The 24,200-nt window shown below is 59.8% G+C and carries 21 protein-coding genes; 9 read left to right on the top strand and 12 right to left on the bottom strand.

Annotation, left to right across the window (positions count from 1 at the left end; genetic code table 11):
• Nucleotides 1-15 precede the first annotated feature (15 nt).
• From DDT56_RS00925 to DDT56_RS00935, 3 genes are read right to left on the bottom strand one after another with little or no spacing between them, the layout of a single operon-like run.
• Nucleotides 16-768 (bottom strand): energy transducer TonB, encoded by a 753-nt coding sequence (locus DDT56_RS00925; RefSeq protein WP_136164635.1) that lies wholly within the window; start codon nt 766-768, stop codon nt 16-18.
• Nucleotides 765-2,528, bottom strand: coding sequence for an ABC transporter ATP-binding protein/permease (locus DDT56_RS00930; protein ID WP_210416950.1), 1,764 nt, complete (start codon nt 2,526-2,528; stop codon nt 765-767). Before DDT56_RS00930 ends, DDT56_RS00925 begins: the two co-directional genes overlap by 4 nt.
• A 21-nt stretch (nt 2,529-2,549) precedes the next feature.
• Nucleotides 2,550-4,745: a TonB-dependent siderophore receptor gene (locus DDT56_RS00935; RefSeq protein WP_168197545.1), complete on the bottom strand. Its 2,196-nt coding sequence runs from the start codon at nt 4,743-4,745 to the stop codon at nt 2,550-2,552.
• A gap of 369 nt (nt 4,746-5,114) precedes the next feature.
• Between DDT56_RS00935 and DDT56_RS00940 the strand changes: the two genes are divergently transcribed.
• From DDT56_RS00940 to DDT56_RS00950, 3 genes are read left to right on the top strand one after another with little or no spacing between them, the layout of a single operon-like run.
• Nucleotides 5,115-7,502 carry a heavy metal translocating P-type ATPase gene (locus tag DDT56_RS00940; protein ID WP_136164637.1) on the top strand — a complete coding sequence of 796 codons (2,388 nt, stop codon included), beginning with the start codon at nt 5,115-5,117 and terminating at the stop codon, nt 7,500-7,502.
• 35 nt (nt 7,503-7,537) lie between these two features.
• Nucleotides 7,538-7,750 (top strand): cation transporter, encoded by a 213-nt coding sequence (locus DDT56_RS00945; protein WP_009110817.1) that lies wholly within the window; start codon nt 7,538-7,540, stop codon nt 7,748-7,750.
• Complete coding sequence (locus DDT56_RS00950; protein ID WP_246856693.1) at nt 7,734-8,078, top strand: metal-sensitive transcriptional regulator; 345 nt, start codon at nt 7,734-7,736, stop codon at nt 8,076-8,078. Before DDT56_RS00945 ends, DDT56_RS00950 begins: the two co-directional genes overlap by 17 nt.
• 394 nt (nt 8,079-8,472) lie before the next feature.
• Here the strand turns inward: DDT56_RS00950 and bhsA are convergent, their stop codons facing one another.
• Entirely contained in the window at nt 8,473-8,733 is a 261-nt protein-coding gene (gene bhsA / locus DDT56_RS00955; RefSeq protein ID WP_136164638.1) for a multiple stress resistance protein BhsA, read from the bottom strand.
• A 224-nt stretch (nt 8,734-8,957) separates the two neighbouring features.
• On the opposite strand from bhsA, the gene DDT56_RS00960 reads away from it, so the two are divergent.
• On the top strand, nt 8,958-10,289 hold the full coding sequence (locus tag DDT56_RS00960; RefSeq protein ID WP_417903679.1) for a YidR family protein: 1,332 nt from the start codon (nt 8,958-8,960) through the stop codon (nt 10,287-10,289).
• Here DDT56_RS00960 and DDT56_RS00965 read toward each other — a convergent pair.
• Genes DDT56_RS00965 through DDT56_RS00990 form a run of 6 tightly spaced genes read right to left on the bottom strand, consistent with a single transcriptional unit; the run spans nt 10,252 to nt 15,673 of the window.
• Nucleotides 10,252-11,682 (bottom strand): FAD/NAD(P)-dependent oxidoreductase, encoded by a 1,431-nt coding sequence (locus tag DDT56_RS00965; protein ID WP_168197546.1) that lies wholly within the window; start codon nt 11,680-11,682, stop codon nt 10,252-10,254. The two genes, DDT56_RS00960 and DDT56_RS00965, sit on opposite strands and share 38 nt — an antisense overlap.
• Nucleotides 11,679-11,987 carry a (2Fe-2S)-binding protein gene (locus tag DDT56_RS00970; protein ID WP_136164641.1) on the bottom strand — a complete coding sequence of 103 codons (309 nt, stop codon included), beginning with the start codon at nt 11,985-11,987 and terminating at the stop codon, nt 11,679-11,681. Before DDT56_RS00970 ends, DDT56_RS00965 begins: the two co-directional genes overlap by 4 nt.
• A complete protein-coding gene (locus DDT56_RS00975; protein ID WP_136164642.1) occupies nt 11,947-13,065 on the bottom strand; it encodes an NAD(P)/FAD-dependent oxidoreductase in 1,119 nt (372 codons plus the stop codon). Before DDT56_RS00975 ends, DDT56_RS00970 begins: the two co-directional genes overlap by 41 nt.
• 53 nt (nt 13,066-13,118) lie before the next feature.
• Nucleotides 13,119-13,856: an aspartate/glutamate racemase family protein gene (locus tag DDT56_RS00980; RefSeq protein WP_136164643.1), complete on the bottom strand. Its 738-nt coding sequence runs from the start codon at nt 13,854-13,856 to the stop codon at nt 13,119-13,121.
• Nucleotides 13,857-13,878: 22 nt separating this feature from the next.
• Complete coding sequence (locus tag DDT56_RS00985; protein ID WP_136164644.1) at nt 13,879-15,084, bottom strand: MalY/PatB family protein; 1,206 nt, start codon at nt 15,082-15,084, stop codon at nt 13,879-13,881.
• Nucleotide 15,085: 1 nt separating this feature from the next.
• Nucleotides 15,086-15,673 (bottom strand): peroxidase-related enzyme, encoded by a 588-nt coding sequence (locus DDT56_RS00990; protein ID WP_136164645.1) that lies wholly within the window; start codon nt 15,671-15,673, stop codon nt 15,086-15,088.
• A 196-nt stretch (nt 15,674-15,869) separates the two neighbouring features.
• On the opposite strand from DDT56_RS00990, the gene DDT56_RS00995 reads away from it, so the two are divergent.
• The gene (locus tag DDT56_RS00995) at nt 15,870-16,574 is read left to right on the top strand and encodes a GntR family transcriptional regulator (protein WP_136164646.1); all 705 of its coding nucleotides are present in this window, start codon (nt 15,870-15,872) and stop codon (nt 16,572-16,574) included.
• Between the two features lie 59 nt (nt 16,575-16,633).
• Here DDT56_RS00995 and DDT56_RS01000 read toward each other — a convergent pair whose 3' ends face one another.
• Both DDT56_RS01000 and DDT56_RS01005 read right to left on the bottom strand, forming a co-directional pair.
• On the bottom strand, nt 16,634-18,247 hold the full coding sequence (locus DDT56_RS01000) for an ABC transporter substrate-binding protein (RefSeq protein ID WP_136164647.1): 1,614 nt from the start codon (nt 18,245-18,247) through the stop codon (nt 16,634-16,636).
• A gap of 288 nt (nt 18,248-18,535) precedes the next feature.
• Nucleotides 18,536-18,892: a YceK/YidQ family lipoprotein gene (locus DDT56_RS01005; RefSeq protein WP_136164648.1), complete on the bottom strand. Its 357-nt coding sequence runs from the start codon at nt 18,890-18,892 to the stop codon at nt 18,536-18,538.
• 319 nt (nt 18,893-19,211) lie between these two features.
• Between DDT56_RS01005 and ibpA the strand changes: the two genes are divergently transcribed.
• The 4 genes from ibpA (at nt 19,212) to DDT56_RS01025 (ending at nt 24,186) form a co-directional block, all read left to right on the top strand.
• Nucleotides 19,212-19,625 carry a small heat shock chaperone IbpA gene (gene ibpA / locus DDT56_RS01010; protein WP_136164649.1) on the top strand — a complete coding sequence of 138 codons (414 nt, stop codon included), beginning with the start codon at nt 19,212-19,214 and terminating at the stop codon, nt 19,623-19,625.
• Nucleotides 19,626-19,772: 147 nt separating this feature from the next.
• A complete protein-coding gene (gene ibpB, locus DDT56_RS01015) occupies nt 19,773-20,246 on the top strand; it encodes a small heat shock chaperone IbpB (RefSeq protein ID WP_136164650.1) in 474 nt (157 codons plus the stop codon).
• A 242-nt stretch (nt 20,247-20,488) separates the two neighbouring features.
• Complete coding sequence (locus tag DDT56_RS01020) at nt 20,489-22,147, top strand: putative transporter (protein ID WP_136164651.1); 1,659 nt, start codon at nt 20,489-20,491, stop codon at nt 22,145-22,147.
• A gap of 626 nt (nt 22,148-22,773) precedes the next feature.
• A complete protein-coding gene (locus DDT56_RS01025) occupies nt 22,774-24,186 on the top strand; it encodes an anion permease (protein WP_136164652.1) in 1,413 nt (470 codons plus the stop codon).
• Nucleotides 24,187-24,200 lie beyond the last annotated feature (14 nt).

The raw sequence follows: 24,200 nt of genomic DNA on the forward strand, positions 1-24,200 counted from the left end.
TTGTGTATAAACGCGTTATTGCAATTTAAAACTCAGGGGAAAGCTGGCCCAGCTATCCTGCGGCGCGCCGTCGCGCTGCGCCGGGACAAACGTCCACTGGCGAACCGCGGCGATGGCCGCCTGATCGAGCATGTCGTAGCGGCTGCTGTTTACAATTTGAATCTCGCCGGGTTTACCGTTTGCCAGCACGCGCACGCGCAGCGTGACGGTTCCCTGCCACTTGCGTTTAAGCGCCAGCGCCGGATAGCGTGGGGCCGGGTTGTTCAAGTGGGCGGCGCTGGCGGAGGCGGGCGTGAGCACTCCCGTCGGCGCGGCCGCCGTCGCCGGGTTTGAGGATGTTTGGGCTGCGCTCGCGCCAGCCGAGGGGGCGTCCGCCGGGGGAGACGGCGTCCGTTGCGGCGCCGGCTTGGGGCGGGCCTTTGCGGTCCGTTTGGGTTCCGGGCGCTTTTCCAGCGGTTTCGGCGGCGCGACGGGTTCAGGCGGCGCCGTTGCCAGACTGTCCGCCGCCGGTTGGGACGCGTCCTCTCTCGGCGGCTCCTCGACGGCAGGAGGAGCGGTCTTCGCCGCTGCGGCGGGCGTCGGCTCGGCGGCAGCGGTCAGCGCCAGTTCAAGCGTTACCGTGGGGGTGGCCTGGGGAATGGCCGGCGTTGATAACGGCGCGGAAATCAGTAAATAGATCGCCAGGGCATGCAGCGCCGCCGCCAGCAGGACTATCAGAATTTTTTCGCCTTTGCCGCCGATTATTGACGTGGAGGAAAAATGCTTCATGGTTGCGCCCTGGCGGCTGAGAGGGTTTCTGATGGCGTATCGCGCTGCGGGAAGGTCTCTTCCTGTTGAAGCGGGGGCTCGCCCGCGGCATCTCCGGGATGGTCGCAGGGCGCGATCGGCAGGGTATGGCTGTGCCAGTGCGCCAGATTTTCGTGATGGGTAATGCTGATCACCGTGGTTTCGGGCAGCGTTTCCCGTAGCAATTGGTACAGGTGGCTTTCGGTATCCTGATCCAACGCGGAAGTGGCTTCGTCGAGGAAAACGCAGTCGGGGCGTTGCAGCAGCACGCGGGCAAAAGCCAGGCGCTGCTGTTCGCCGGGCGAAAAGCGTTTTTCCCAGGCGTCGGTCTTATCCAGCAGCGGCAGGTAGTGCGCCAGCCGCACGCGTACCATGGCGTCGCGGCAGCGCTCGCCGTCAAGAGCGGGGCCCGGATAGCTCAGAATGTCCCGCAGCGTCCCGGATGGCAGGTAACTCTTTTGCGGCAGGAATAGAGTATGGCCGGCGGGAAAGGCGATTTCGCCGTGCCCGTGGGGCCACAGTCCCGCCAGCGCGCGCAGCAGCGTACTTTTGCCGCTGCCGGAATGACCGCGGATCACCCAGCTTTCGCCGGGGGAGATAGCGATATCGGGTATGGCGCACAGCGGCGCGCCGTTGGGCAGATGCAAGCATAGACCGCGAGTGCGCAAGGTGCGCTCCGCCGTCGGCGTTACCCTGATGTTGCTGGACTCCTGCTGAGATAACAGCTGGTCAAACTCGCGCAGCCGTCGCAGCACGGCGCGCAGCAGCGCCAGATCCTGGTAGTTGAACAGAAACCAGGAAAGCGCGGTGCGCAGCCGGGCGAAGCCGGTGCTCATCTGCATCACGCCGCCGATGGTTAGCTGACCGGCGAAATAACGCGGCACGGTGAACAGGTAAGAGACGAAACTGCCCGCCTCGATGTAGAGCGTCTCGGTAAACGCGACCCGCTTTGAGTACAGCATCAGTCCGCGCCAGTTGTGCGCAATGGCGCCAAAGGCGGCGCGAAAGCGCCGGTTCTCCTCCCCTTCCCCACGGTAGAACGCGATCTGCTCCGCATTTTCCCGCATGCGCATCAGCTGATAGCGGAAATCCGCCTCATAGCGCTGCTGCTGATAGCCCAGCCCGACCAGCGGGCGGCCGATCTTTTCCATCACCAACGAACCGAACAGCGCATAGGCGATGCCCACCCACAGCATATAGCCGGGGATCTCGACGTTAAACCCCAGCAGCGACAGCGGCAAGGTTCCCGACAGCCCCCACAGGATCACCGAAAACGAGATGGCGTTGGCGACGTTGGTGATCAGTTCCAGCAGCAGCTCCAGGCTCTTTTCCGCCAGCAGGCGCAGGTCTTCCGCGATGCGCTGGTCCGGGTTATCGGCCTGCGCGCTTTTCTCCAACCGGTAGTAGGCGCGCTGGTGCAGCCAGCGCCGTAAAAACACATCGACCAGCCAGCTGCGCCAGCGCAGCGTGAGCAGCTGGCTGAACCAGACGCTGAACGCCTTGGCCAGCACCGCGATACTGACCAGCAACAGCAGCGTCAGCATCAGCGTCCCGATCGCCTCGCGGCGGTGGTCCACCAGCGCATCGAAAAAATTCCGCTGCCAGTTGCTGATCCCCACCGCCGCATAGACGGTACCCATCTTCAACAGGATAACCAGCGCCAGCAGGCCAATGGCCGACCATTTCTCTTCCGAGCGCCAGTAAGCGCCCAGCAGCATGGATGTCGATATGGGTTTGTTCATTATTTCCTCATATCAACGGGGTCAGAATTTCGCACGCAACGAGAGTGTGAAATTACGGGGCGTGCCATAGGTGTTGTAGGTGTTCAGACCGCCGACGCTGGAATAGTATTTGCGATCGGTCAGGTTTTCGCCGTTGAGCGATACGGTAAGGTTCTTGTTGATGGGATAGCTGATCGCCGCGTTCAGCAGGGCGTAGCCTCCCTGGTAGCGATCGTCGGAATTGCCCCGCGTCCCGCTGTAGGAGCTCACCGCGATAAGTCCGCCGCCGACGCCGAGCCCGTCCAGCGCGCCGCCGGCGAAACGGTAGTGGTTCCACAGCTTGAAGCTGTGCTTGGGCTCGCCCAGGCTGAAGGAGCCGCTCTCGGTATCATCTTGCAGATAACGGGTATGCAGGAAAGCGTAACCGGCGGTGATATCCCAGCCCGGCAGCGGGCTGCCGCTGACTTCCGCTTCCCAGCCCTCGCTCCTGACCTTGCCGGCGGCGAGGTAGTAGTCCGGGTTGTCCGGATCTTCATACGCCCGGTTGGAGTCGGTGATGCGGAACAGCGCCAGCGAGGCGTTCAGCGCGCCGTCGTAGAAGCTGCCCTTGATCCCGGTCTCGTACTGTTTGCCCTGGCGCGGGTCCAGGGTCGAGCCGTCCGCGCGCTCGTCGTCCTGCGGAATAAAGATCTCGGAGAAGCTGCCATAAACGGAGATCTGCGGCGTCAGTTCGTAGATCAGGCCGGTGTAGGGCGTTACCTCGCCGCTTGCCGACGAGCCTTTTCTCCATGCGGTAGGCGTGGAAGGATAGAGATTGCGGCTCCTGATGCTGAAGTCGCTGACGCGCCCGCCGACCACCCAGGTCAGCGGATCGAGCAGCTTCAGCCGGGTCTGGCCGTAGAAACCGCTCTGGATGGTGCGGGTGCGCGAGCCGTTGGTCGGCGTTACGTCATATTCCCGCACGGCGGACGAATCGAACAGGCTGATATCCGTCGCCCGGCTGCCGCCCAGCCGGTTGCCGGCGTATTCGTTGATAAAATCGTCGTAGTTATAGCCGATCAGCGCCTGGTGTTCGCGGCCGAACAGGGTGAAGGGGCCGCCTGCGTACACGTCCAGCGCGTAGCGGTGGTACTCGTAATCGTACTGACGGTTGTAGAAGTAGTTGATGGTATAGGTGTCCGGATTCACGCCGGAGGAGACGAAGGTGTCCTTATACGCCTTGTCCTTGTTCAGATAGCGGAACTTGCCGGTCAGCGTCCAGCCGTTGTGGAAGCGCTGCTCCAGCCCCGCCACATACTCCTGGGTATGGGTGTTGCTCCAGCTCCAGTCGGGGCTCGGGTTGAGCGAGCGGGAGACGTCCAGCAGCTCGCCGGTGGCATAGGCGGGCAGGCCGGAATAGGGAGCGTCGATATTATTGATCTGGTCCGCGAAGGTCAGCGACAGGGTGGTGTCCGGCGTCAGATCGTATTCCACCACGCCGTAGAACACCTTCTTCTCCTGGTGAGTCTTGTCGTAGAAGAAGTCGCGATCCTGCCAGATGCCCACCGCGCGGGCGCGCAGGGTGCCGCTGTCGTTTAGCGGCCCGGTGACGTCGATCTCGCTGCGGTAGTTGTCCCAGCTGCCCGCGCTCAGGGCGCCGCTGACGGCGAAATTGTCGCGCGGTTTCTTGGTGACGACGTTAACCACGCCGCCGGGGTCGCCGCTGCCGCTCAGCAGCGCCGTCGGGCCGCGCAGCACCTCCACCCGGTCGTAGATGCCCAGATCGAACTGCTCCGAACCGCCCAGCCCGTTATAAACCGGAACGCCGTCGATGGTGGTGTTGAGGCTGTAGCCGCGGGAGCGGTACTGGCTGGTTTCGGTGTCGTTGGGCGTGACGGTAACGCCGGTGACCTGCTGCAGCGCATCGTCCAGCGTGGTGAGGTTCTGATCTTCGATGCGCTGGCGGGTGACGACGGAGACCGACTGCGGGATGTCTTTCAGCGCCGTCGGCAGCTTGCTGGCCACGGTGACGTCCTGCGCGGTATAGGAGGCGGTGTCTTCGGTCGGCGCCTGTCCCCAGACCGTGATGCCCTTTAACGTCACGGCGTTATTGCCTTCCTCGGAGGGGGTATCCGTTGAGGAGACGGTGGCGGAAAAGGCGGCGTCGGCGCCGAACAGCAGGCCGGATACCAGCATCGCCGTCGTGCTCAATCGGAACGTTTTCGATCGCCTGTGATGGCGTATAGCGGAGAATGTCATTATTTCCATCCCTTGTCTGAGTGAGTAATGTTTATAATCAATTGGTTATGTTTATTTTTGTTCGGTTGGTATGAACAGGGTTGCTATTTTTGTTATGCAATAAACCCCATGGGGGTATATGAAAATCGATCTGATGCTAGAAAGGATGGCGCAGTATTAAAAATGATTTTTTTGGATATATTTTTATCAATTTTGTAATGAGAGTATTTATCTTATTGAAAATAAAACATATCTAAATTTGTTATATAGTATTTTGATAAAAATACCCTTGTGGGGTATAAAATTTTTAGCTGCGGGGGTATTTTATCGACAGCCGACGAGACCGATAAAGGACGGTCTTTTTACCGGGAGCCGAAGGATAACAACACCATGACCAACAAGAGCGAGACCCTCTCTTTTCATCTGCCGATAGGCGGTATGTCTTGCGCGGCCTGCGCCGCACGCATCGAACGCGTCCTCAACCGCCTGCAGGGCGTGGAAGCCAACGTTAATTTCGCCAGCGAGCGCGCCAGAGTCCGTTTGCAACCGGAAACCAGCACTTCGCATGAGGTGGTGGAGGCGATACAGAAACTGGGATTCGAGGTGGTGGAGCAAAACCTGACGCTGGAGTTAACCGGACTGAGCGGCGAAAGTTGCGCGCAACGTATCGAGGCTGAACTTAATGCGTTGGAGGGCGTAAACGCCACGGTGCGGTTTGCCAGCGGACGCGCCGTGGTGCGCTACGTTCCGGGCCTGATCAATCCGGAGCGGATAGTGCGTCTGATTGAACGCGGCGGCTATCTGGCGCAGGTGATTGATGAGGGGCGACGCGGCGCCGAACGCGAACGGCGTGAAAAGACGTGGCGCCGCGAACGGCGAGAATTCCTGATCGCCGCCGCATTGACGCTGCCGTTGATGATTGAAATGGCGGCCATGTTCTGGGGGCAGGGGCATATGTTGCCCGGCTGGCTGCAATGGCTGCTGGCCACGCCGGTCCAGTTCTGGAGCGGCCGTCATTTCTATCGCCGGGCCTGGAGCGCGTTGCGCAACGGCTCGTCGAACATGGATGTGCTGGTCACCCTGGGAACCAGCGTCGCCTACCTTTTCAGCGTGTTTACGCTGCTGACCGACGCTCACGGCCACCTCTATTTTGAGGCCAGCGCGGCGATTATCACCCTGGTTTTACTGGGCAAGCTGCTGGAGGGGCGGGCGAAAGCGAAAACCGGCGCGGCGATTGAAGGACTATTGAATCTGCAGCCGCCCATCGCCCACGTAGAGATCAACGGCGCGCTGGAGGATCGCGATGTGGCCGCTCTGCGCACCGATGACGTTTTTGTGGTGCGGCCGGGGGAGAGCATCCCGGTGGACGGAGTGATCATTGACGGACTGTCCGAGGTGAACGAATCCATGCTGACCGGAGAGAGCGTCCCGGTGGTCAAAGGCGCGGGCGCCGATGTGTATGCGGCGACCCTGAATCAGAACGGCGTACTGCGCGTCAGGGCGACCGGCGTGGGGAGCAATACGGCGCTTGCGCGCATTATTCGCATGGTGGAGGACGCCCAGGGTTCGAAAGCGGCGGTACAGCGCCTGGCGGATAAGATTTCCGCGGTGTTTGTGCCGACGGTGGTCGGCATTGCGCTGCTGACGTGGCTGACGCACTGGCTTATCAGCGGCGAGTTCGCCGCCAGCCTGGTGAGCGCCGTCGCCGTGCTGGTCATCGCCTGTCCTTGCGCCCTGGGGCTGGCGACGCCTACGGCGATTATGGTGGGGACCGGGCAGGGCGCGCGTTCGGGGATTCTTTTCCGCAACGCCAATGCGCTGGAGCAGGTACAGCGCCTGCAGGTTCTGGTCGTTGATAAAACCGGGACGGTAACCGAAGGAAAACCGTCGGTGAGCGATGTACGGCCGCAAGAGGGGGTAACCGAGTCGGCGTTGCTCCAGGTGGCGCTTTCTCTGGAGCAGCATTCGGAACATCCTTTAGGGCGGGCGCTGGCGCATTATGCCCGCGCGGCGGGCGTGGAGGCGGCGGAGGTAAGCGCCTTTCAAGCCGTTATCGGCCGGGGCGTCAGAGCCGAAGCGGGAGAGGATGAGTGGCTGCTGGGCTCGCCGGCATTTCTGGCCGAACGGGGCGTCGCCGTCGATAATCAGCGCATCGCCGCGCTGGAAGCGCAGGGCAAAACGGTGATTGCCGTGGCGATCGGCCTGCGGCTGCTGGGGTATATCGGCCTGGAGGATCGCTTGCGGGAAGACGCGCGCGACGCGGTGCGCGCCTTGCAGGCGCAGGGGATCGAGGTGGTGATGCTGACGGGGGACAACCCGCGCGTCGCCGCGGCTATTGCCGCGCAGCTGGGCATCCAGCGGTTTGTCGCCCAGGTATTGCCGGAACATAAGGCGGCGGAAATCGAGCGCATACGGGCCACCGGGCGTTGCGTCGGCATGGTCGGGGACGGAATCAACGATTCGCCCGCGCTGGCGGCGGCGGACATTGGCTTCGCCATCGGCGCCGGTTCGGATATCGCCCTGGATACGGCGGACGTGGTGCTGATGAGCAACCGGCTAAGCAGCCTGATTGACGCCGTCAGCCTGTCGCGCGCCACGCTGCGCAAGGTCAAACAGAACCTGTTTTTTGCTTTTTTCTACAACGTGCTGGGTATTCCTCTGGCGGCGTTGTCGTTACTCAATCCGGTTATTGCCGGTACTGCTATGGCGCTCAGCTCGATTTCCGTGTTGAGCAATTCACTGTTGCTACGTTACTGGAAGCCGACGCGGCGCGACTGAGCCCGGCCCGTACAATGCGAAATGGAGAGTACTTTATGTCCTATGCTACAATCAACGTCCAAGGGATGGCCTGCGGCGGTTGCGCCAGTAAGGTCAAGAATGCGTTAGGCGCGCTTAATGGTGTTCAGGGTGTGGAAGTCACGCTGGAAACCGGTCTGGTCAACGTGGAGTACGATGAGACAGAAAAAGCCAATCCGGACGTCTTCCGCGACACCGTCGAAGGTCTCGGCTTTGACGTCGTCGCGTAAGTGCGAGTTTTGCGCCGCCTCCGACGAGGCGGCGAATAATGTCGACGTTCACGATGAGCGCCGGGTCGTCCAGCCGCGTAAAAAGGCGCTGCTGAACCGGCTGAGCCGCATTAACGGCCAGGTTAACGGCATTGCGCAGATGATTGAGCAGGATCGTTATTGCGTCGACATCCTCAACCAGATTTCCGCCGCGCGTTCCGCATTGAACGCGGTGGCGAACCAATTGCTTGCCGACCATACCAACGGCTGCGTGCGCAAAGCCGTGCTGGAAGATGGCGGCGAGGAAGCGATTGCCGAATTGCTGCAGGTGATCCAGCGTATGCGCTGAGGGCGTGAAGCCCCGGCACTCTATCCCTGCTAATATCCTCCCTCGGATTTATGCGCCGCCTTGATATTTAGCCTGCTGATATTAAATACAAATTCACTGTTTAAGCCGTTCACCCCATGGCGTAAGAAATTACGCTGAGGTGGGCGACCCCGCATGCCAGTGCCGCGCAGGACGCCCGCCATAAAAAATCGCCGGGAGCGATTTTCAACGCCGCTAGCGGCGGCCCGGAGGGGGGCGGGCAGGACGCCCGCCATAAAAAATCGTCGGGAGCGATTTTCAACGCCGCTAGCGGCGGCCCGGAGGGGGGCGGGCAGGACGCCCGCCATAAAAAAACCGGCTTGTCCTGATGAGGAGACAAGCCGGAAGAGGGTAATAATGATGCAGGTCATTATTATTAGTTGTAGATTACCGCCGTACCGCGCAGCAGGTCATTACCGGTTGCGGAGGTGATGGTATAAGCTTGCGCCCCGGCTTTTTCCGCTTTTTCCGCCAGCTGCGATTGCAGAGAGCTAAGGTCTTTGGCGCCCGTTACCGAGATAACGCCCAGTTTCTGATGCTGTTGGGCCTGCTGGGCGGAGATATGTTCAGCCGCGGAAGCGCCAAAAGAAACGGTAGCCAGTACGATGGCAGCGGCGATGGTTTTTACGTTTTTCATAATGTCTTATCCTGTTCTGAGTGATGAAGAGAAAGGTCGTCGCCTTTCGATAGAGAAGATGTTACGCCAATGATAATCAATTGGAAAACGGATGTTATTGATGCACTTATTCTGTTTTTTTGAATAAGATTTTATGCGATATATTTATTTTTATTTTATTAAAACAATGAGTTATACATAACCCTGAATTTTATTTACAATGTGCTGACATTTTTTATATAAATATGGTGATTGCTTTGGATAATGAATTGCAACTAACGTTTAATGCTAAAGGTCACCAACTTACCAATATTAATGTCTGGTCATGTGACGGAAATTGGTTGATCTATGATGTTCGTCCTTATGGATCTTCATTCACTGGCTTGACTATTGAGCGGATCAACGTCCATACCCGGGAAAGCGAGGTTATTTATCGGGCCGGGGATGGGGCGAAGGTGGGCGTCGCCACCTGTAGCCCGGTGGAGCCGCTACGCTATGCGTTTATCCACGGGCCGGAAAACCCGGACGACCGCTGGCAATATGATTTCCATCACCGGCGCGGAGCGATCGTCAGCGACGGCCGGCGCGACCGGGCGACGACGCTGGACGCGTTCTCCATTACGCCGCCCTACCAGGCGGGGGCGCTGCGCGGCGGCTCGCACGTACACGTGTTCAGCCCGGACGCCAGCCGACTGAGTTTTACCTATAACGATCATGTGCTGCATGAGAGCGATCCCTCGCTGGATTTACGCAACGTGGGGGTGGCGGTGCCGCTGCGGGCGGTGTCCGTCGCCAAACGGCATGCGCGCGAGTATGACGGCAGCCATTATTGCGTGCTGGTCAGCCGCACCACGCCGCATCCCCGGCCCGGCAGCGACGATATTAACCGCGCTTATGAAGAGGGCTGGGTGGGCGCGGCTGGCTATCGTCGAGCTGATGGAACGCGGCAACGCTGGGCGCTGGCTTTTATTGGCGATACGCTGTCGTCCGCCGGCGAGAAGGTGCCGGAAGCGTTTATTGTCGATCTGCCGGAACGGCTGGATGAATATGCGCGAGAGGGCGATGAGCCGCTGGCGGGCACGCCGACCGCCATGCCGGCGCCGCCCTTTAGCGTACGGCAGCGGCGGCTGACGTTCACCCATCGGCGTCGTTATCCCGGCGTGGCGAATCAGCCGCGTCATTGGCTGCGCGCCTCGCCGGACGGCAGCGAAATCGCCTTTCTGATGCGGGACGACGCGGGCGTGGCGCAACTGTGGACCGTCTCCCCCAACGGCGGCGAGCCCCGGCAGGTTACCCGCGCTGAATTCGGCGTGCAGTCCGCGTTTAACTGGCACCCGCGGGGCGGTTCGCTGGCGTTTGTCGCCGATAACAGCATTATGCTGTGCGATGCCGCCAGCGGGGAGTTGGTGCGCCTGACCGCCCGCACCGAGCGGGCGCCCAGCGCCGATGCGGTGGTATTTTCACCGGACGGCCGGCGCATCGCCTATATGCGTGAAATCGACGGGTTCAATCAGATCTGTATCGTGGCGGCGGACGCGTTCACTCCTCGCCGCTCTGCGCCAGCTCGGCAAGGGTGATGGGTTTCAGGGGAAAGCGGGCGCGCTGATAGCCCACTTCCGCCATCGCGCTTCCCTGTGCGTCGGCCAGCAGCCGCGCCGCGTTCTGCCCGCACATCCGCCCCTGGCAGGGGCCCATGCCGCAACGGGTAAACGCCTTGAGCTGGTTGGCGCCGCCGCAGCCTATTTTGGCCGCCGCGCGGATCTCGCCGGCGCTGACCTGCTCGCAGCGGCAAATCGTCACGCTGTCCTCCGGCTGGTAAGCGGCCGGCGGCACCGGGTAGAGCGCGGCCAGAAACGGCCGGATCGCCAGCTGGTTGCGCAGCGTCGCCTGCAAAGGGCCCGCCGTTTTATCCCGCTCCTGAAGAGTGATGACGCCCGCGGCGTGCAGTATGTCCAGCGCGGCGATATGTCCGCTCAGTTCTGAGGCCTCCGCGCCGACGATGCCGCCGGCGTCGCCGGCGATGTACACCCCCGGCAGGCTGGCGCGTTGCCACTCATCCAGTTCTGGAAACCAGTACTGCTGCTGATTATCCCACTGCAGGCGACAACCCAGCGCATTGGCCAGTTGGACGGCGGGCGTGACGCCAATATGAGTCAGCACCGCGGGGGTCGCCAGCCGGCGCGTTTTCCCCCGCTGGGTGAAGCGCACGGCGCTGACCTGCTTATCGCCTTCAATCGCCAGATTATCGACGCCGGAAAAATAGGGAATGCCGGCGCGTTTTATTTCACGCAGCAAGCGCCAGCCTTTATACAGATAGCCGGGCGTATGGCGCAGCGCGGCGGGCAGCAGCGGCAGCGCGTTGAGGTAGCGGCGGGGCGCGGTGGTGTCCAGAATGGCCTGAATCTGTCCTCCGGCGCGTATCACCTGGGCGGCGAACAGCAACAGCAGCGGGCCGTTGCCCACCAGCACGCTGGGCGACGGCGGCAGCAATCCGGCGGATTTCATCAGCAACTGCGCCGCGCCCACGGTCATGGCGCCCGGCAGCGTCCAGCCCGGCATCGGAAAGGTGCGCTCCTGCGCGCCGACGGCCAGCAAAATAAAGCGCGCCTGAATCTGATGGTGGCGGGTGACGGCGCCTTTTTCCAGCAGGAACGCCTGTTTTTCCGGGGTGATTTGCCAGACCAGCGTATTGGGCAGATAGCGAATAGTCGGGGAAGAGGCCGCGGCGGCCAGCCGGCGGCCGGCGGCGTACTCGGCGCCGAAAATCGCCTCCGCGTTGCTGACGGGCGAGCGGGTGACGTTACGGTAAATTTGTCCGCCGGGCAGGGGGTTTTCATCCGCCAGCCAGACGCTAAGCCCGGCCTGGCTGGCTTCCTGCGCCGCTTTCAACCCCGCGGGGCCGGCGCCGACGATCAGCAGGTCAACGACGTTGCCTGGCGCGTCATGGTGGGCGTTGTCGCGGCCGTTCATTGCACCGCCCTTGCGCCGTGCGTAAACGCGATGCGCATACCGGCGCGTACCTGCGTCATGCAGGCCTGAACGTGCGGCACGTCGTCCACCGTGACCCGGCATTCGAAACAGCTGCCCATCATACAGAAAGGACCGCGCGGCTGGTCGTCAATGGCGGTGGTGCGGCAGGCGGTAAAGCCGTTGGCCAGCAGCGCCGCGGCGATGGTCCAGTCCGGGCTGGCCAGCAGGGCGTTGCCGTTAACCCAGATGGTGACCGAGCGGGGGCTAGCCGACGGCAAGGGGTGAAAGTGCAAATCGCTGGACATTGAATGCCTCAAAAAGGTGATCAAGTTTCCCGCCGAGGATCCATCCCGGCAGGATAGTGCTGTGCAACGCGGCCAGCGTGACGCCGCTGTGGCAGGTGACGGCAAACGCGCCGGGATGGCTGGCGGAGGTATCGTAAACCGGCAGGCCGTCGGGCGTCATAATGCGCAGCGCGCCCCAGGTGCGGACGATGCGCGCGTCGGCCAGCGCCGGAAAGGCCGTCAGCGCCCGCTGCGCCATACCGCGCAGGATCTCCGGCCGGGTGTCGCTGTTCAGCCCCACATGCTCATGGGAGTCGCCGATCATTACCGTGCCTTCCTGGGTCTGGCGCAGCATATTGCTGGGATAGTCAATCAGCGGCGCCAGGCGTTCGGTGACCATCACCTGTCCGCGCACCGGTTCTATCGGGATAGTTAATCCCACCTGCGCCCCCAGCCGGGTATTCTCCAGCCCGGCGGCCAGCACCACCCGCGCGGCGCGCAATTCGCCGCGCGAGGTGTGAAGGATAAAGCCGGCGGCATCGCGCTGGATCTCGCTGACCGGCGCGGCCGGGAAATAGCGTCCGCCCGCCTGAACAAACGCCTGCGACAAGGCGCGCAGCGTCAGCAGCGGGTTGGCGTGGCCGTCATGCGGCGAATAGATGGCGCCGGCCACCCGCGGCGCAATGGCCGGGACGCGCTGGCGCAAGGTCGCCGCGTTCCAGACCTGATAGCTGAAGCGGGGGCTGCCCTGCTGTAATTGCCGCATGGCCCGTTCGGCCCGCGCCAGCGCATCAGGGGTAAGACAAATGTTTAAACCGCCGGGACGGCGAAAACCGCAGTCGATGCCGGTTTTCGCTTGCAGGCCGTGGGCGAAATCCTGCCATTGCGCGGAGGCAAGGCGGGACAATTCATTATACGGCGGGCAGGTCAACCCTTTCCCCTGAACCCAGACCAGGCCGAAATTGCCGCGCGACGCCCGGAAGTCGCCGTCGCCGCCGTCGCAAACGGCCACGCTGATCTTTTTCTGGCTCAGGCCGTAGGCGATGGCGTGACCTACGATGCCGCCGCCGATAACCACAACGTCATAGCGCTGACTCATAGCTGACCGTTATTCCTGTGGCGAGCGGCGGATAGTCCGCTCGCCCGGTATGATTACAGGCACCATTTTTCACCGCCGTCGTAGCGGCGGGGCCGTAGCGCCGCCTGAAACCAGTTCACCAATGTTACGGTATCGAATACCGGCAGGCCGAGATGCGCATGCAGCGAGGCGCTAAACGGCGCCAGGTTGGTGCACTCCAGCACCAGCGCGCCGCTATCGGGAAAGCGCGCCAGCGCCTGCTCGGCGGCTCGCAATACTTCGCGCTCCAAAACCGCGTAGGGCATGCCGTCATCCCCCGAACGGATGGAACGGACGAATTCCGAGTCCGGCGGCATACCGGCGACGGCGGCCTGCGGATCGATACCGACCCTGGCCAGATAATCGCCCCGCAGCGTGCTGTCGTCAAACGTCAGAATCAACGGCTGCTTGCCCGCGGGCAATAATCGCTGTACCAGCGGGTATTGCAGCAGGCTGCTGGTGACGATCGGCACCGGCGACCAGGCGGCCAGCTCCTGTTGGTAATAGGAGAGATAGCCGCAACTGGTGGTCAGGCCGTCAACGCCCTCGTCAATCAGCGATTGGGCGGCGCGTTTAAACGGCTCCAGCAGATCGTGCTGCTGGAGGTGTCCCATCCGCTGGGGAATGGCTTCTTCCACCACGCGGTAGCGTACCGGAAAGGACCAGGTATCCGCATTGCCGATATCGCCGAGGTAACGGCGGAAATGCGTTTTTACCATCAGGATCCCCACGGTGGCCGGGGAGGCGCTGGTATGACGGGTATGATGACTCATTGTAATCTCTCTGGTGCGGGTATCAGTGCGGCGATGCGTTGATCAACGATTCCAGTATCTGCTGCAAAATCTGCTGCGAGGTGGCGAAGTTGAGCCTGACGAACGTTTCTCCGCCCGGAATAAAGTTTTCTCCGCCGCTGAGCGCCAGCCTGGCGTGTTGCAGATAGTGCCCGCCCGCCGGCGCGGGCAGCGATAGCGCGCCGAGATCGAGCCAGGCGAAATAGGTGGCCTGCGGCGCGTGAACCCGTACTGCGGGCAGCGCCTGCCGCAGCGTGGTGATCACCTGTTCGCGGCGTTCAAACAGATAGTGGCGCAGCCCGGTCAGCCAGGGTTGTCCGCGATCCCAGGCCGCCATGGTGGCGTCGATGCCGACGCCGGAAGGGTAGCCCAGCGTTTTGGCGGGGATCTGCCGGGTGAAGCGTTGTTTAAGCGCGCCGTCGCCAAAGTACATCAGGCCGCAGCGTAGTCCGGCGATATTAAAGCTTTTGCTGGCGGAGTTCAGGGTCACGGTGCGGGCCGCCAGCGCCGGGCGCAGCGAACCGAACGGAATGTGCCGCCGGCCCGGCAACACCAGGTCGGCGTGGATTTCATCGGCGATCACCAGCAGATTATAGGCTTCCGCCAGGGCCGCCAGCTTTTCCAGCTCATCGCGGCGCAGGGCGCGCCCCGTGGGGTTATGCGGGTTGCACAGCAGCAGAATGCGCGTGTCGGCGTCGATCTGCCGTTCCAGATGGGCGAAATCGATTTCGTAGCCCTGCCCGTTATCCACCAGCGGGCTGGCCTGCAGGCGGCGGCCGGTTTCCTCGACGGCCTGATAAAAGGGCGGGTAGGTTGGCGTCTGCAACAGTATGCCGTCGCCGGGCCGGCTGAACGCCTGTATCAGCAGGTAAACCGCCTGCACCAGTTCATTCACCGCCAGGACGTTTTCCGCATCGGTTTCCCAGGCGAAATCCCGCTGCGTATAACGGCTGAAGGAACGGGCCAGCGCATGTTCGGCGCGGCCGCGCTGCCGGTAGGGGTATCCCGTATCCTGATCCTGATACCAGTGGCGCAGCACATCGGTAATGGCCGGGGCCGGAGCGAAATCCATTTCCGCCACCCAGGCGGGCAGAACGTCGAGCGCGTAGTGTTGCCATTTCATGCTCTGCCGACGGCGCAGGGCGTCGAGCGACAGGATATTCTGCTCGGCGAATTGCTGAGCCAGGCGCGAGTCGAACGGCGCGCTCATCTCAGCGGGCGTCCAGATAGGCTTCGGTATTGGGCTTAACGCCAAGCGCGCTATTCAGGCGGTTGCTGTAATTGAAATAGCTGGCGATGGCGGCGGCGTCCAGAATATCGCGTTCGCTCAGCCCCGCCTGGCGTAATGCATCCAGATGGGCGGGTTCGATATCCTGAGGAGCCTGGGTGATTTGCCGGGCATAGTCGGCCAGCGCCCGTTCGCGGACGGTGAGCGGCGCATGGCGATAGTTGACCTCCACCTGGCCGACCCACACCGGGTCGCCGCTGATTTGGCGTAACGTCGCGGTATGGGCGAATACGCAGGGCGCGCAGCGATTCTCCACGCTGACCACCACCGCGATCAATTCCCTTTCCCGCGGCGTCAGCCCGCTCTCTGGCGGTTGATTCAACGCCCTGCTGAGCGCATCCTGCGCTATCAGCAGGGGGGGATTATGTGCCAGAATCAGCTGGGTGTTGCGGCGATGACCGACGTTGGCCGCCGTGCGCTCGATAATTTCCAGGACTTCGCCCGTTAACGGTGCTTCCGCCAGTTTAAGCCATGAAAGAGAAACCGGTTTTTTGTTGCCGGGCTTGCTCATGGGAAATTCCTTCTGTTTTTTGACGTTGACAAGCCAGCAGGCGTTGGCTAAGTTGCTGTCAAATTAACAAATATATATTTTATATTGTATAAACTTTATCAGCTATCCATTCCCATTTATTGCATATGCGGCGTGGCTTTTCCGGCGGCGATCAACGGCGTCGGGAAACGGGAATGCTGGTCGCATTGAGGGCGCTATGGCACAGATAAATGACTCACAGCGGGAGGGCGCAGTCACGCTTCCTGCGGCAACCGTGGACCGTCGGCCGCTTACCGATCAGGTGGCGGACTATGTGCGGGATCTGATTATTCAGGACATCCTGAAACCGGGGGATCCCATCAATGTGCAGTCGATTTGCGAAACCTTGCAAATCTCCCAAACGCCGCTGCGCGAGGCCCTGAAAATGCTCGCCGCCCAGCGTTTGGTGGATATGAAGCCCAACAAACGGGTGGTGGTGGCGTCGCTCGATGGGCGGGAAGTGGAAAACATGCTGGTGGTGTACACCGAAATGGAAAAGCTGGCGGGACGACTGGCGGCGCAGCACGCCACGACGGCCGATATCAAGGTGCTGCAACAGCATGAACAGGCGCTGATGGCGGCGTTCGAGGCCGGCGAATCGCTGCGCTATTTCCACGCCAATCAGGCCTTTCATCTGGCGCTGGTGCGCGCTTCGCACAATGAGGCGCTGGTGGAAGTGCACGCCAATCTCAATGCCCGTCTTTACCGCACCCGCTTTAAAGGCAACCAGCTAAACCATCGCCGCGGCGACTGGCAGGTGGTGGCCGAAGAGCACGGCGAGATCCTGCGGGCGATTATCGAGCAGGACGGCGAACGCTGCGCGGCGCTGTTATCGCAGCATCTCAACGGCGCCCGTTTCTCGCTGCGCGAGCTGAACGAATAGCCGGTTCTAATCCTGCCCGGACCGGCCCTTGTTCCCTAAGCCGATCCGGGCGGCGTTTCTCAGCGTTTCGGCTCCACCCACACGCCGGACAGATTCCCTTCGATACCGTCGGCCGTCAGCGAGTGATCGTGCACCCGCGGGTTGTAAATGGTGATGAACAGCGGCGACAGCAGGTTGATATCCGGCGCGTCGCGCATGACGATGTGCTGAAATTGCTTAAATTGGGCGATGCGCGTCGCCGGGTCGTTTTCGGTCTGCGCCGCTTCCAGCAGTCTGTCCACCTCCGGGTTATGGTAGTGAGAGGCATTGGAGAAAGGCAGCCCGATGCGGAAGTTTTTCGACCAGTAAAGCCGCTGCACGCCTACCGTCGGGTCGTACAGGTTGGCGAACATGTTGATCGACAACGAGAAATCACGATCGGTATATACCCGTTTGGTGTGGGTTGAAATATCCGCCGAGCGCAATGTTACCCCCACGCCGATTTTCGCCAATGACGAGCGGGTAAAGTCGGCGATGCGGCGGAAAGCATCGTCATAGGTGTTGTAGTCGAGAGTAATGCGAAAACGCACCCCGTCCGCCCCGCGCGGGTAGCCCGCTTCATCCAGCAGGCGATTGGCCGCGTCGATATCGAACGGATAAGGCGACGGCGACGGATCGTGGAAGGTTTTCAGCCCCGGCGCAATCGGGGACGCGGTGACCACGCCATGACCGAAATAGGCCACCCGCAGCAGGGCGTCGCGATCTATCGCGTGTGAAAACGCCTGCCGTACCTTGAGATCCTTAAAGTATGAGTCGTCCAGATTGAATTGCAGCGCCGCCACGCTGTAAGAGTAGTTGTTCCCTTTGGTTTCAAAGCCCAGCTTGCCTGCTTCTTTCAGCCGTTTGATATCGCTCAGCGCCACCGGGGTACGGTAGGCGATATCGGCCTCGCCCGTTTCCAGCGCCACCGAACGCACCACCGCATCCGGCGAGAATTTCACAATCAGCTGGTCGATATAGGGTTTCGGGTTATCCCAGTAGTGTGGATTCCGTTTGTAGACGATATGGCTGCCGCGCACCCATTCGCTGAACACGTACGGACCGGTGCCGACGGGGGCGTTGTTATTGGCGCTTTTCAGCGGATCGGCGCCCGCCTTGTCGTAAAGATGTTTGGGAATGATGGGGGTTTCCCCGGCGGCGAACGCCCTGAGCAAATAGGGGGCCGGATGGGAAAGTTCGAATACCGCGGTTAGCGGATCGGGGGTTTTGATGTCCGCGACGTTGGCGAAAGTGCTGCTGGCGCGCGGATGCACTTTTTTCAGTAACTGGATGGAGTAAGCGACGTCCGCCGAGGTGAAATCCTGGCCGTCATGCCACTTCACCCCTTCGCGTAAATGAAAGGTGTACTTTTTCCCGTCGGGACTGATCTCCCAGGAGGTGGCCAGCTGCGGCAGCGGGTTGAGATCGTAGTCGTAGGTCAGCAACCCTTCGCTGACTTTGCCGCTGACGGCGATCGCCGGCTGCGCCACCGTGGCCAACGACACCAGCGTGGACGGTTCGCTGGATAATATCAGCGTAAGCGTGCCGCCTCGTTGCGGCGTTGTTGCCGCTGCCGCCTGAAAATGCGCCGTCGCCAGGCTTAAAACCAGCAACGTGTATCGTCCCCAGAGAGACATACGATTGAACCATGACATAAAACCCCCTGATAAATACCGTTCCGTCCCTTGGCATCATGGCGTTGCGGCCTGGCAGGCGGGGCAATGCCGGTTGCGTTGGGTATCGTTGTCGTTGGTGTGTTTACCGAACAGGGTTCAAGCTATCAAATATATATTTTATATTGTATAAACTTTATAGGATAACGATTCTCATAAACCGCAAATGGATGCCGGTCTCGCGCCGATGACCGGCAAGAGGCCGCCAGCCGCCGTTGGGGCGACTATTCGGGCGGAGGATTGGTCCGCCGCCAAGAGGGGAGAATAGGCTTAAAGCTGATTGTGGGGCGCGGTGGCGCTCTGCGAAGTGACGGTGTGGTTCTGCTGTTCGCTGTGTGAGATGCGATCGTGCGTTGAGACGGCGTTTTTATCCCGGCCGGCCCGGTAGTAGTCATAGGGCAATAACAGGGTATCCGCCACGGCGGAGAAGGGCAGATCGATGACCACCAGCGGCATCATTGCCCAACTGGTGTCGTCGTCACGCAACATATCCATACTGGCGCGCGTGCCGGGATAATAGCCCTGATCGGCTCCGGTGTGCGTCATCACGCTGGAACAACCACTGATGACCATCACCCCGATGCCGGTGATGATGAAAGAAAATAAAGCGCTTTTCAGTATGGTCATATTTCCGTCCATTAGGGAGAACGCACCTTGACCCATTTTATATCTCATGGCGCCAGATAAGCGCAATTCCGTTGTTTACGCTGCGGTATGCTTTATATCGCACAATTTAAGTGTATGTGATAACACGCGTTTCATCGGTGAATTTTGCATGAAAAGCGCTAATTTTTCTTTCCGGCCTATTGAAAGTCTGCGCGGCGCTACCATATTGATGATAAGCCTGGGGAAAAAGATATGCCGTAAGGGTATCGATCCGGGCCGTGGACCTGTCCTGCGGGAAGGTTGATGTGAATACCTCGCTGAATCCTTAGGAGGCTGTTTTATGCGTAACCCTGACTTTTCACCCCTTTATCGCTCCGCTATCGGTTTTGATCGCCTGTTCAATCTGCTGGAAACCGGCCAGAGCCAAAGCAACGGCGGCTATCCCCCGTATAACGTCGAGCTGGTGGACGAGAACCAATACCGTATCGCCATCGCCGTCGCCGGTTTCTCCGAACAGGAACTGGATATTACCGCGCACGACAACCTGTTGATCGTAAAAGGGGCGCATGTCGGCGAGCCGGCTGCCCGCAACTATTTATATCAGGGTATCGCCGAGCGTAATTTTGAGCGCAAGTTCCAGTTGGCCGAACATATTCAGATTAAAGGCGCCAATCTGGAAAACGGTTTGTTGTATATCGACCTGGAGCGCATCGTGCCGGAAACCATGAAGCCGCGCCGCATCGAAATTAAATAACCGCTATCAGCGTCCGCGGTGATTCATTACCCGAGTAATGCAAGAGCCGGATTAACCTATCACACCTCGTCCGCCGCATGGGGACGAACCCGGAGGCGTTGCCGCCGCCGGGAGAGATTGTCTCGCTTCACAGAAGGAGTAAACAGTATGCGTAACTATGATTTATCACCACTACTGCGTCAGTGGATCGGTTTCGACAAATTAGCCAGTTCGATGCAGGGGGGCCAGGAACCTATCGAGTTTCCTCCCTATAACATCGAGAAAAAAGACGATAATCACTATCGCATCACGCTGGCGCTGGCGGGTTTCCAGCAAAGCGAACTGGATATTGAAGTGGAAGGCCCGCGCCTCACGGTGAAAGGCACCCCGACGCCGTCGGAAAGAAAAGTGGAATATCTGCATCAGGGGCTGGTGTTCAAGCCGTTTTCCCTGAGCTTTACGCTGGCGGAGCATCTGCACGTCTCTGCGGCGCAGTTTGAACACGGGTTGCTGCATATCGATCTGGTGCGCGAAGTGCCGGAAGCGTTGCAGCCGCAGCGGATTGCCATTGGCGATAGTAGCCGCCCGGCGTTAAACCAGCCGTCCGCTGAAACCCAGCCGTCCGCTGACGATAAGTCGTAATTGCCGTTTGAACGCCCCCCCTCCCCCCCTCCCAGCCTCCCCCTTCGCCGGGGGAGGAGTTAAACCCCCCCTTGGGGTGGACCACAAAGGTTTGCCCGCATCCTAGAAGTTTTTTGTGCTGCCCGCCACGTTTCCTGCCCTGCCGTTCTGCCAGAATCAATAACAGTAAGCGCTTATGTACAACCGAATAGCCTGTTTTTACTTTTTTCTCAAAAAGATACGTCCGTACAAGGATACCGGGTATGAGTGATATCGCGCTAACCGTTAGTATGCTGGCGCTGGTGGCGGTTCTGGGATTATGGATCGGCAACTGGCGGATTTACGGCGTAGGGTTAGGGATCGGCGGGGTCTTGTTTGGCGGGATCATCGTCGGGCACTTCGCCCAACGCTATCAGTTCGAGCTGAATAGCGACATGCTGCATTTTATTCAGGAATTTGGGTTAATTCTGTTTGTTTATACCATCGGCATTCAGGTCGGGCCCGGTTTTTTCTCTTCGCTGCGGGTTTCCGGTCTGCGCCTCAACGGCTTCGCGATTCTGACGGTAATCCTCGGCTGCGTGGTGACCGTTATCATCCATAAGGCTTTCGACGTTCCCTTGCCGATTATTCTGGGGATTTTTTCCGGCGCCGTCACCAACACGCCCTCGCTGGGCGCCGCCCAGCAAATCCTGACCGATCTCGGCTCCGGCGCCACGCTGGTCAATCAGATGGGAATGGGCTACGCCATGGCGTATCCGCTGGGCATCTGCGGCATTTTGCTGGTGATGTGGCTGATGCGCGTGTTGTTCCGCGTGGCGATCGATGCAGAGGCGAAACAGTTTGAGAACAGCAACGGCACGCATCATGAACAGCTGCATACCATGAACGTGTCGGTCGCCAACGCCAACCTGCAAGGGCTGGCGATTCAGGATGTGCCGATTCTGAACCGCGATACCGTGGTATGCTCCCGTCTGAAGCGCGGCGATGAACTGATGGTGCCTTCCCCGGCGACCATTATTCAGTTGGGAGACTATTTGCATCTGGTCGGCGCGAAAAGCGATCTGCAACAGGCGCGGCTGGTGATCGGTAATGAAGTGGATACCTCGCTGTCGACCCGCGGCACCGAGTTACACGTAGAGCGGGTGGTGGTGACCAATGAGAAGGTGCTGGGGCGCAAGATCCGCGAACTGAATCTGAAGCAAAATTACGATGTGGTGATTTCCCGCCTTAACCGCGCCGGCGTCGAACTGATCGCCGGCAACAATGCCAGCCTGCAATTCGGCGATATTCTCAATCTGGTCGGGCGGAAAACGGCGATTGACGCGGTCGCCGATATTGTGGGGAATGCGCAACAGAAGCTCCAGCAGGTACAAATGCTGCCGGTGTTTATCGGCATCGGCCTCGGGGTAGTGCTGGGGTCCATCCCGCTGTTTATCCCCGGTTTTCCGGTAGCCCTGCGGCTGGGGCTGGCCGGCGGACCGCTGGTGATCGCCCTGATTCTGGGGCGTATCGGCGGTATCGGTAAACTCTATTGGTTTATGCCCCCCAGCGCCAACCTCGCCTTGCGAGAGCTGGGTATTGTGCTGTTTCTGTCGGTTGTCGGGCTGAAGTCGGGCGGCGATTTTATGACCACGCTGTTGCACGGCGACGGCGTATGGTGGATCGGTTACGGCGTGTTAATCACCATTGTTCCGTTGTTGATTGTCGGGGTGCTGGCGCGCACCGTCGGCAAAATGAATTATCTCACCCTGTGCGGCATGCTGTCCGGGTCAATGACGGATCCTCCGGCGCTGGCGTTCGCCAATGGGCTGCATCCCACCAGCGGCGCGGCGGCGTTGTCTTATGCCACGGTGTATCCGTTGGCGATGTTTCTGCGCATTATATCGCCGCAGCTGCTGGCGGTGCTGTTTTGGGCGATGTGACCAACGCGCGGTCGGGCGAGGGTTGCGTTGCGACGGGAAATATAGCCGGGGGAGAGACTTCACCTCTCCCCCGGCTATTTTTTATGGCGGGCGTCCTGCCCGCCACCTTTCAGGCCGTCGCAAGCGACGTTGAAAAACGCTCCCGGCGTTTTTTTATGGCGATGAATAGCAAGGTAAATTGACATAAAAATATATTCATTATTGTCGGCGTGGGTAATTTTTTATCCTTGCAAACACTAAGGTTTTATATTTTTTTTACCGAAAATTGACCAGGTTAATTTTATGTTCTTTAATTGTTGTGTGATATTGGTTTTAATATTGAATGATTTCTCAATGAAATTAATAGCTTGATAATTAACTTAATAAACCACTTTGGTAACTAAAGTAATCCTGATTTCACAGGGTGTTATAATACTATATTTCCATTAGTTACTTGATTTTATAGGGCGAGCAAGCTCCCTGACCCCTTTTTCTCGCCTTTTTTTCTGCTGATGTTTCCTGTTGCGCTAGTTAATGCCGTATTAACCTGCAGGGTGATGAAGGAAGAATAACGAAACGCCAACTCCTCCGCTCGGGACATCCGTTGTAACTTAACGAATTCCGTTTTAATAAAGAGTGGTGTAGTTATGTCTGCGAATAATAGCAGGTTGTTAAAGCTTCTGATTATAATTTGTATTGCCGGCGGGCTGTGGATGCTCCCGGTTCCTGCCGGCGTTAAACCCGATGCCTGGCACCTGATGGCGATTTTTATTGCCACGGTGGTCGGCCTGATCCTTTCCCCTTACCCTTTGGGCGCGATGGCGATGTTCAGCCTGACGTCGGTCGCCATTCTGGGGTTATTATCGATTAAAGAAGTGCTGACCGGTTTCAGCGATCCGACTATCTGGATGATCGCCTGCGCCTTCTTTATTTCCCGCGGCTTTATTAAAACCGGTTTTGGCCGGCGTATCGGTTTGCTGTTTATCAGCAAGCTGGGCAACAGCTCGCTGGGGCTGGCTTACGGGCTGGTGTTCACCGACCTGCTGTTCGCTCCGGCCATGCCTTCAACGTCGGCGCGCTGCGGCGGGATTATTACTCCGCTGTTCCGCTCTATTTCCGAAGCCTATGACTCTACGCCGGAAAAGGGCACGCAGCGGCGCATCGGCGCCTTTCTGGTGCAGTCCATTTTCCAGTGCAACGCCGTGACTTCCGCCATGTTTATGACCTCCATGGCCGGTAACCCGATGGTGGCTAAACTGGCTTCCCAGTTCGGTATTCATATCAGTTGGACCGACTGGGCGCTGGCAACGCTGCTGCCCGGTTTCCTCTCTCTGGCGTTGATCCCCTATCTGATTTACCGCTTCTATCCGCCGGAACTGAAGAAAACGTCGGAAATGCGCGCCATCGCGGTGGAGCGTCTGCGTGAAATGGGGGCGATGAGCCGCAATGAATGGATCGTCCTGGGGGTATTCCTGGGGCTGGTGACGTTCTGGGTGCTGGGGTCGACGCTGAATATCGACGCGACGCTGACGGCGCTGGCTGGCCTGAGCGTGCTGCTGCTGAGCCGGGCGCTGAGCTGGGACGACGTGGTCAGTGAAAAAGAAGCCTGGCATACCGTGGTCTGGTTCGCCGTGCTGATGACGCTGGCGGGTCAGTTGAACAAGATGGGCCTGATCGCCTGGCTTGGCGGGCTGGCGGGCGACGCCGTGAGCGGTATGCATTGGTTGCCGATGCTCGGTCTGCTGCTGCTGGTTTACTACTATAGCCACTATCTGATGGCGAGCGCGATTGCCCATATCAGCGCGATGTATGCGATTTTCGTGTCGATTGCCCTGGCGGCGGGCGCGCCTCCGATGCTGACGGTGCTGGTGTTCGGTTTCTTCAGTAACCTGTTTATGTCCACCACCCATTACTCCAGCGGCCCGGCGCCGATTCTTTTCGGCTGCGGTTATATGCCGTTGAGCACCTGGTGGAAGATCGGTTTCCTGGTCGGTCTGGTGGTGATACCGATCTGGCTGGGCGTGGGCGGCATGTGGTGGAAACTACTCGGTTTCTGGTAAGGCCGGAACGTCCC

The organism is Brenneria corticis (assembly GCF_003115855.1).
Classification (GTDB): domain Bacteria; phylum Pseudomonadota; class Gammaproteobacteria; order Enterobacterales; family Enterobacteriaceae; genus Brenneria; species Brenneria corticis.

Bases quoted from the DNA above. Each gene is read 5' to 3' on its own strand.
- DDT56_RS00925 (WP_136164635.1), bottom strand. From the start codon at position 768: ATGAAGCATTTTTCCTCCACGTCAATAATCGGCGGCAAAGGCGAAAAA.
- DDT56_RS00930 (WP_210416950.1), bottom strand. From the start codon at position 2,528: ATGAACAAACCCATATCGACATCCATGCTGCTGGGCGCTTACTGGCGC.
- DDT56_RS00935 (WP_168197545.1), bottom strand. From the start codon at position 4,745: ATGACATTCTCCGCTATACGCCATCACAGGCGATCGAAAACGTTCCGA.
- DDT56_RS00940 (WP_136164637.1), top strand. From the start codon at position 5,115: ATGACCAACAAGAGCGAGACCCTCTCTTTTCATCTGCCGATAGGCGGT.
- DDT56_RS00945 (WP_009110817.1), top strand. From the start codon at position 7,538: ATGTCCTATGCTACAATCAACGTCCAAGGGATGGCCTGCGGCGGTTGC.
- bhsA (WP_136164638.1), bottom strand. From the start codon at position 8,733: ATGAAAAACGTAAAAACCATCGCCGCTGCCATCGTACTGGCTACCGTT.
- DDT56_RS00960 (WP_417903679.1), top strand. From the start codon at position 8,958: ATGGTGATTGCTTTGGATAATGAATTGCAACTAACGTTTAATGCTAAA.
- DDT56_RS00965 (WP_168197546.1), bottom strand. From the start codon at position 11,682: ATGAACGGCCGCGACAACGCCCACCATGACGCGCCAGGCAACGTCGTT.
- DDT56_RS00970 (WP_136164641.1), bottom strand. From the start codon at position 11,987: ATGTCCAGCGATTTGCACTTTCACCCCTTGCCGTCGGCTAGCCCCCGC.
- DDT56_RS00975 (WP_136164642.1), bottom strand. From the start codon at position 13,065: ATGAGTCAGCGCTATGACGTTGTGGTTATCGGCGGCGGCATCGTAGGT.
- DDT56_RS00980 (WP_136164643.1), bottom strand. From the start codon at position 13,856: ATGAGTCATCATACCCGTCATACCAGCGCCTCCCCGGCCACCGTGGGG.
- DDT56_RS00985 (WP_136164644.1), bottom strand. From the start codon at position 15,084: ATGAGCGCGCCGTTCGACTCGCGCCTGGCTCAGCAATTCGCCGAGCAG.
- DDT56_RS00990 (WP_136164645.1), bottom strand. From the start codon at position 15,673: ATGAGCAAGCCCGGCAACAAAAAACCGGTTTCTCTTTCATGGCTTAAA.
- DDT56_RS00995 (WP_136164646.1), top strand. From the start codon at position 15,870: ATGGCACAGATAAATGACTCACAGCGGGAGGGCGCAGTCACGCTTCCT.
- DDT56_RS01000 (WP_136164647.1), bottom strand. From the start codon at position 18,247: ATGTCATGGTTCAATCGTATGTCTCTCTGGGGACGATACACGTTGCTG.
- DDT56_RS01005 (WP_136164648.1), bottom strand. From the start codon at position 18,892: ATGACCATACTGAAAAGCGCTTTATTTTCTTTCATCATCACCGGCATC.
- ibpA (WP_136164649.1), top strand. From the start codon at position 19,212: ATGCGTAACCCTGACTTTTCACCCCTTTATCGCTCCGCTATCGGTTTT.
- ibpB (WP_136164650.1), top strand. From the start codon at position 19,773: ATGCGTAACTATGATTTATCACCACTACTGCGTCAGTGGATCGGTTTC.
- DDT56_RS01020 (WP_136164651.1), top strand. From the start codon at position 20,489: ATGAGTGATATCGCGCTAACCGTTAGTATGCTGGCGCTGGTGGCGGTT.
- DDT56_RS01025 (WP_136164652.1), top strand. From the start codon at position 22,774: ATGTCTGCGAATAATAGCAGGTTGTTAAAGCTTCTGATTATAATTTGT.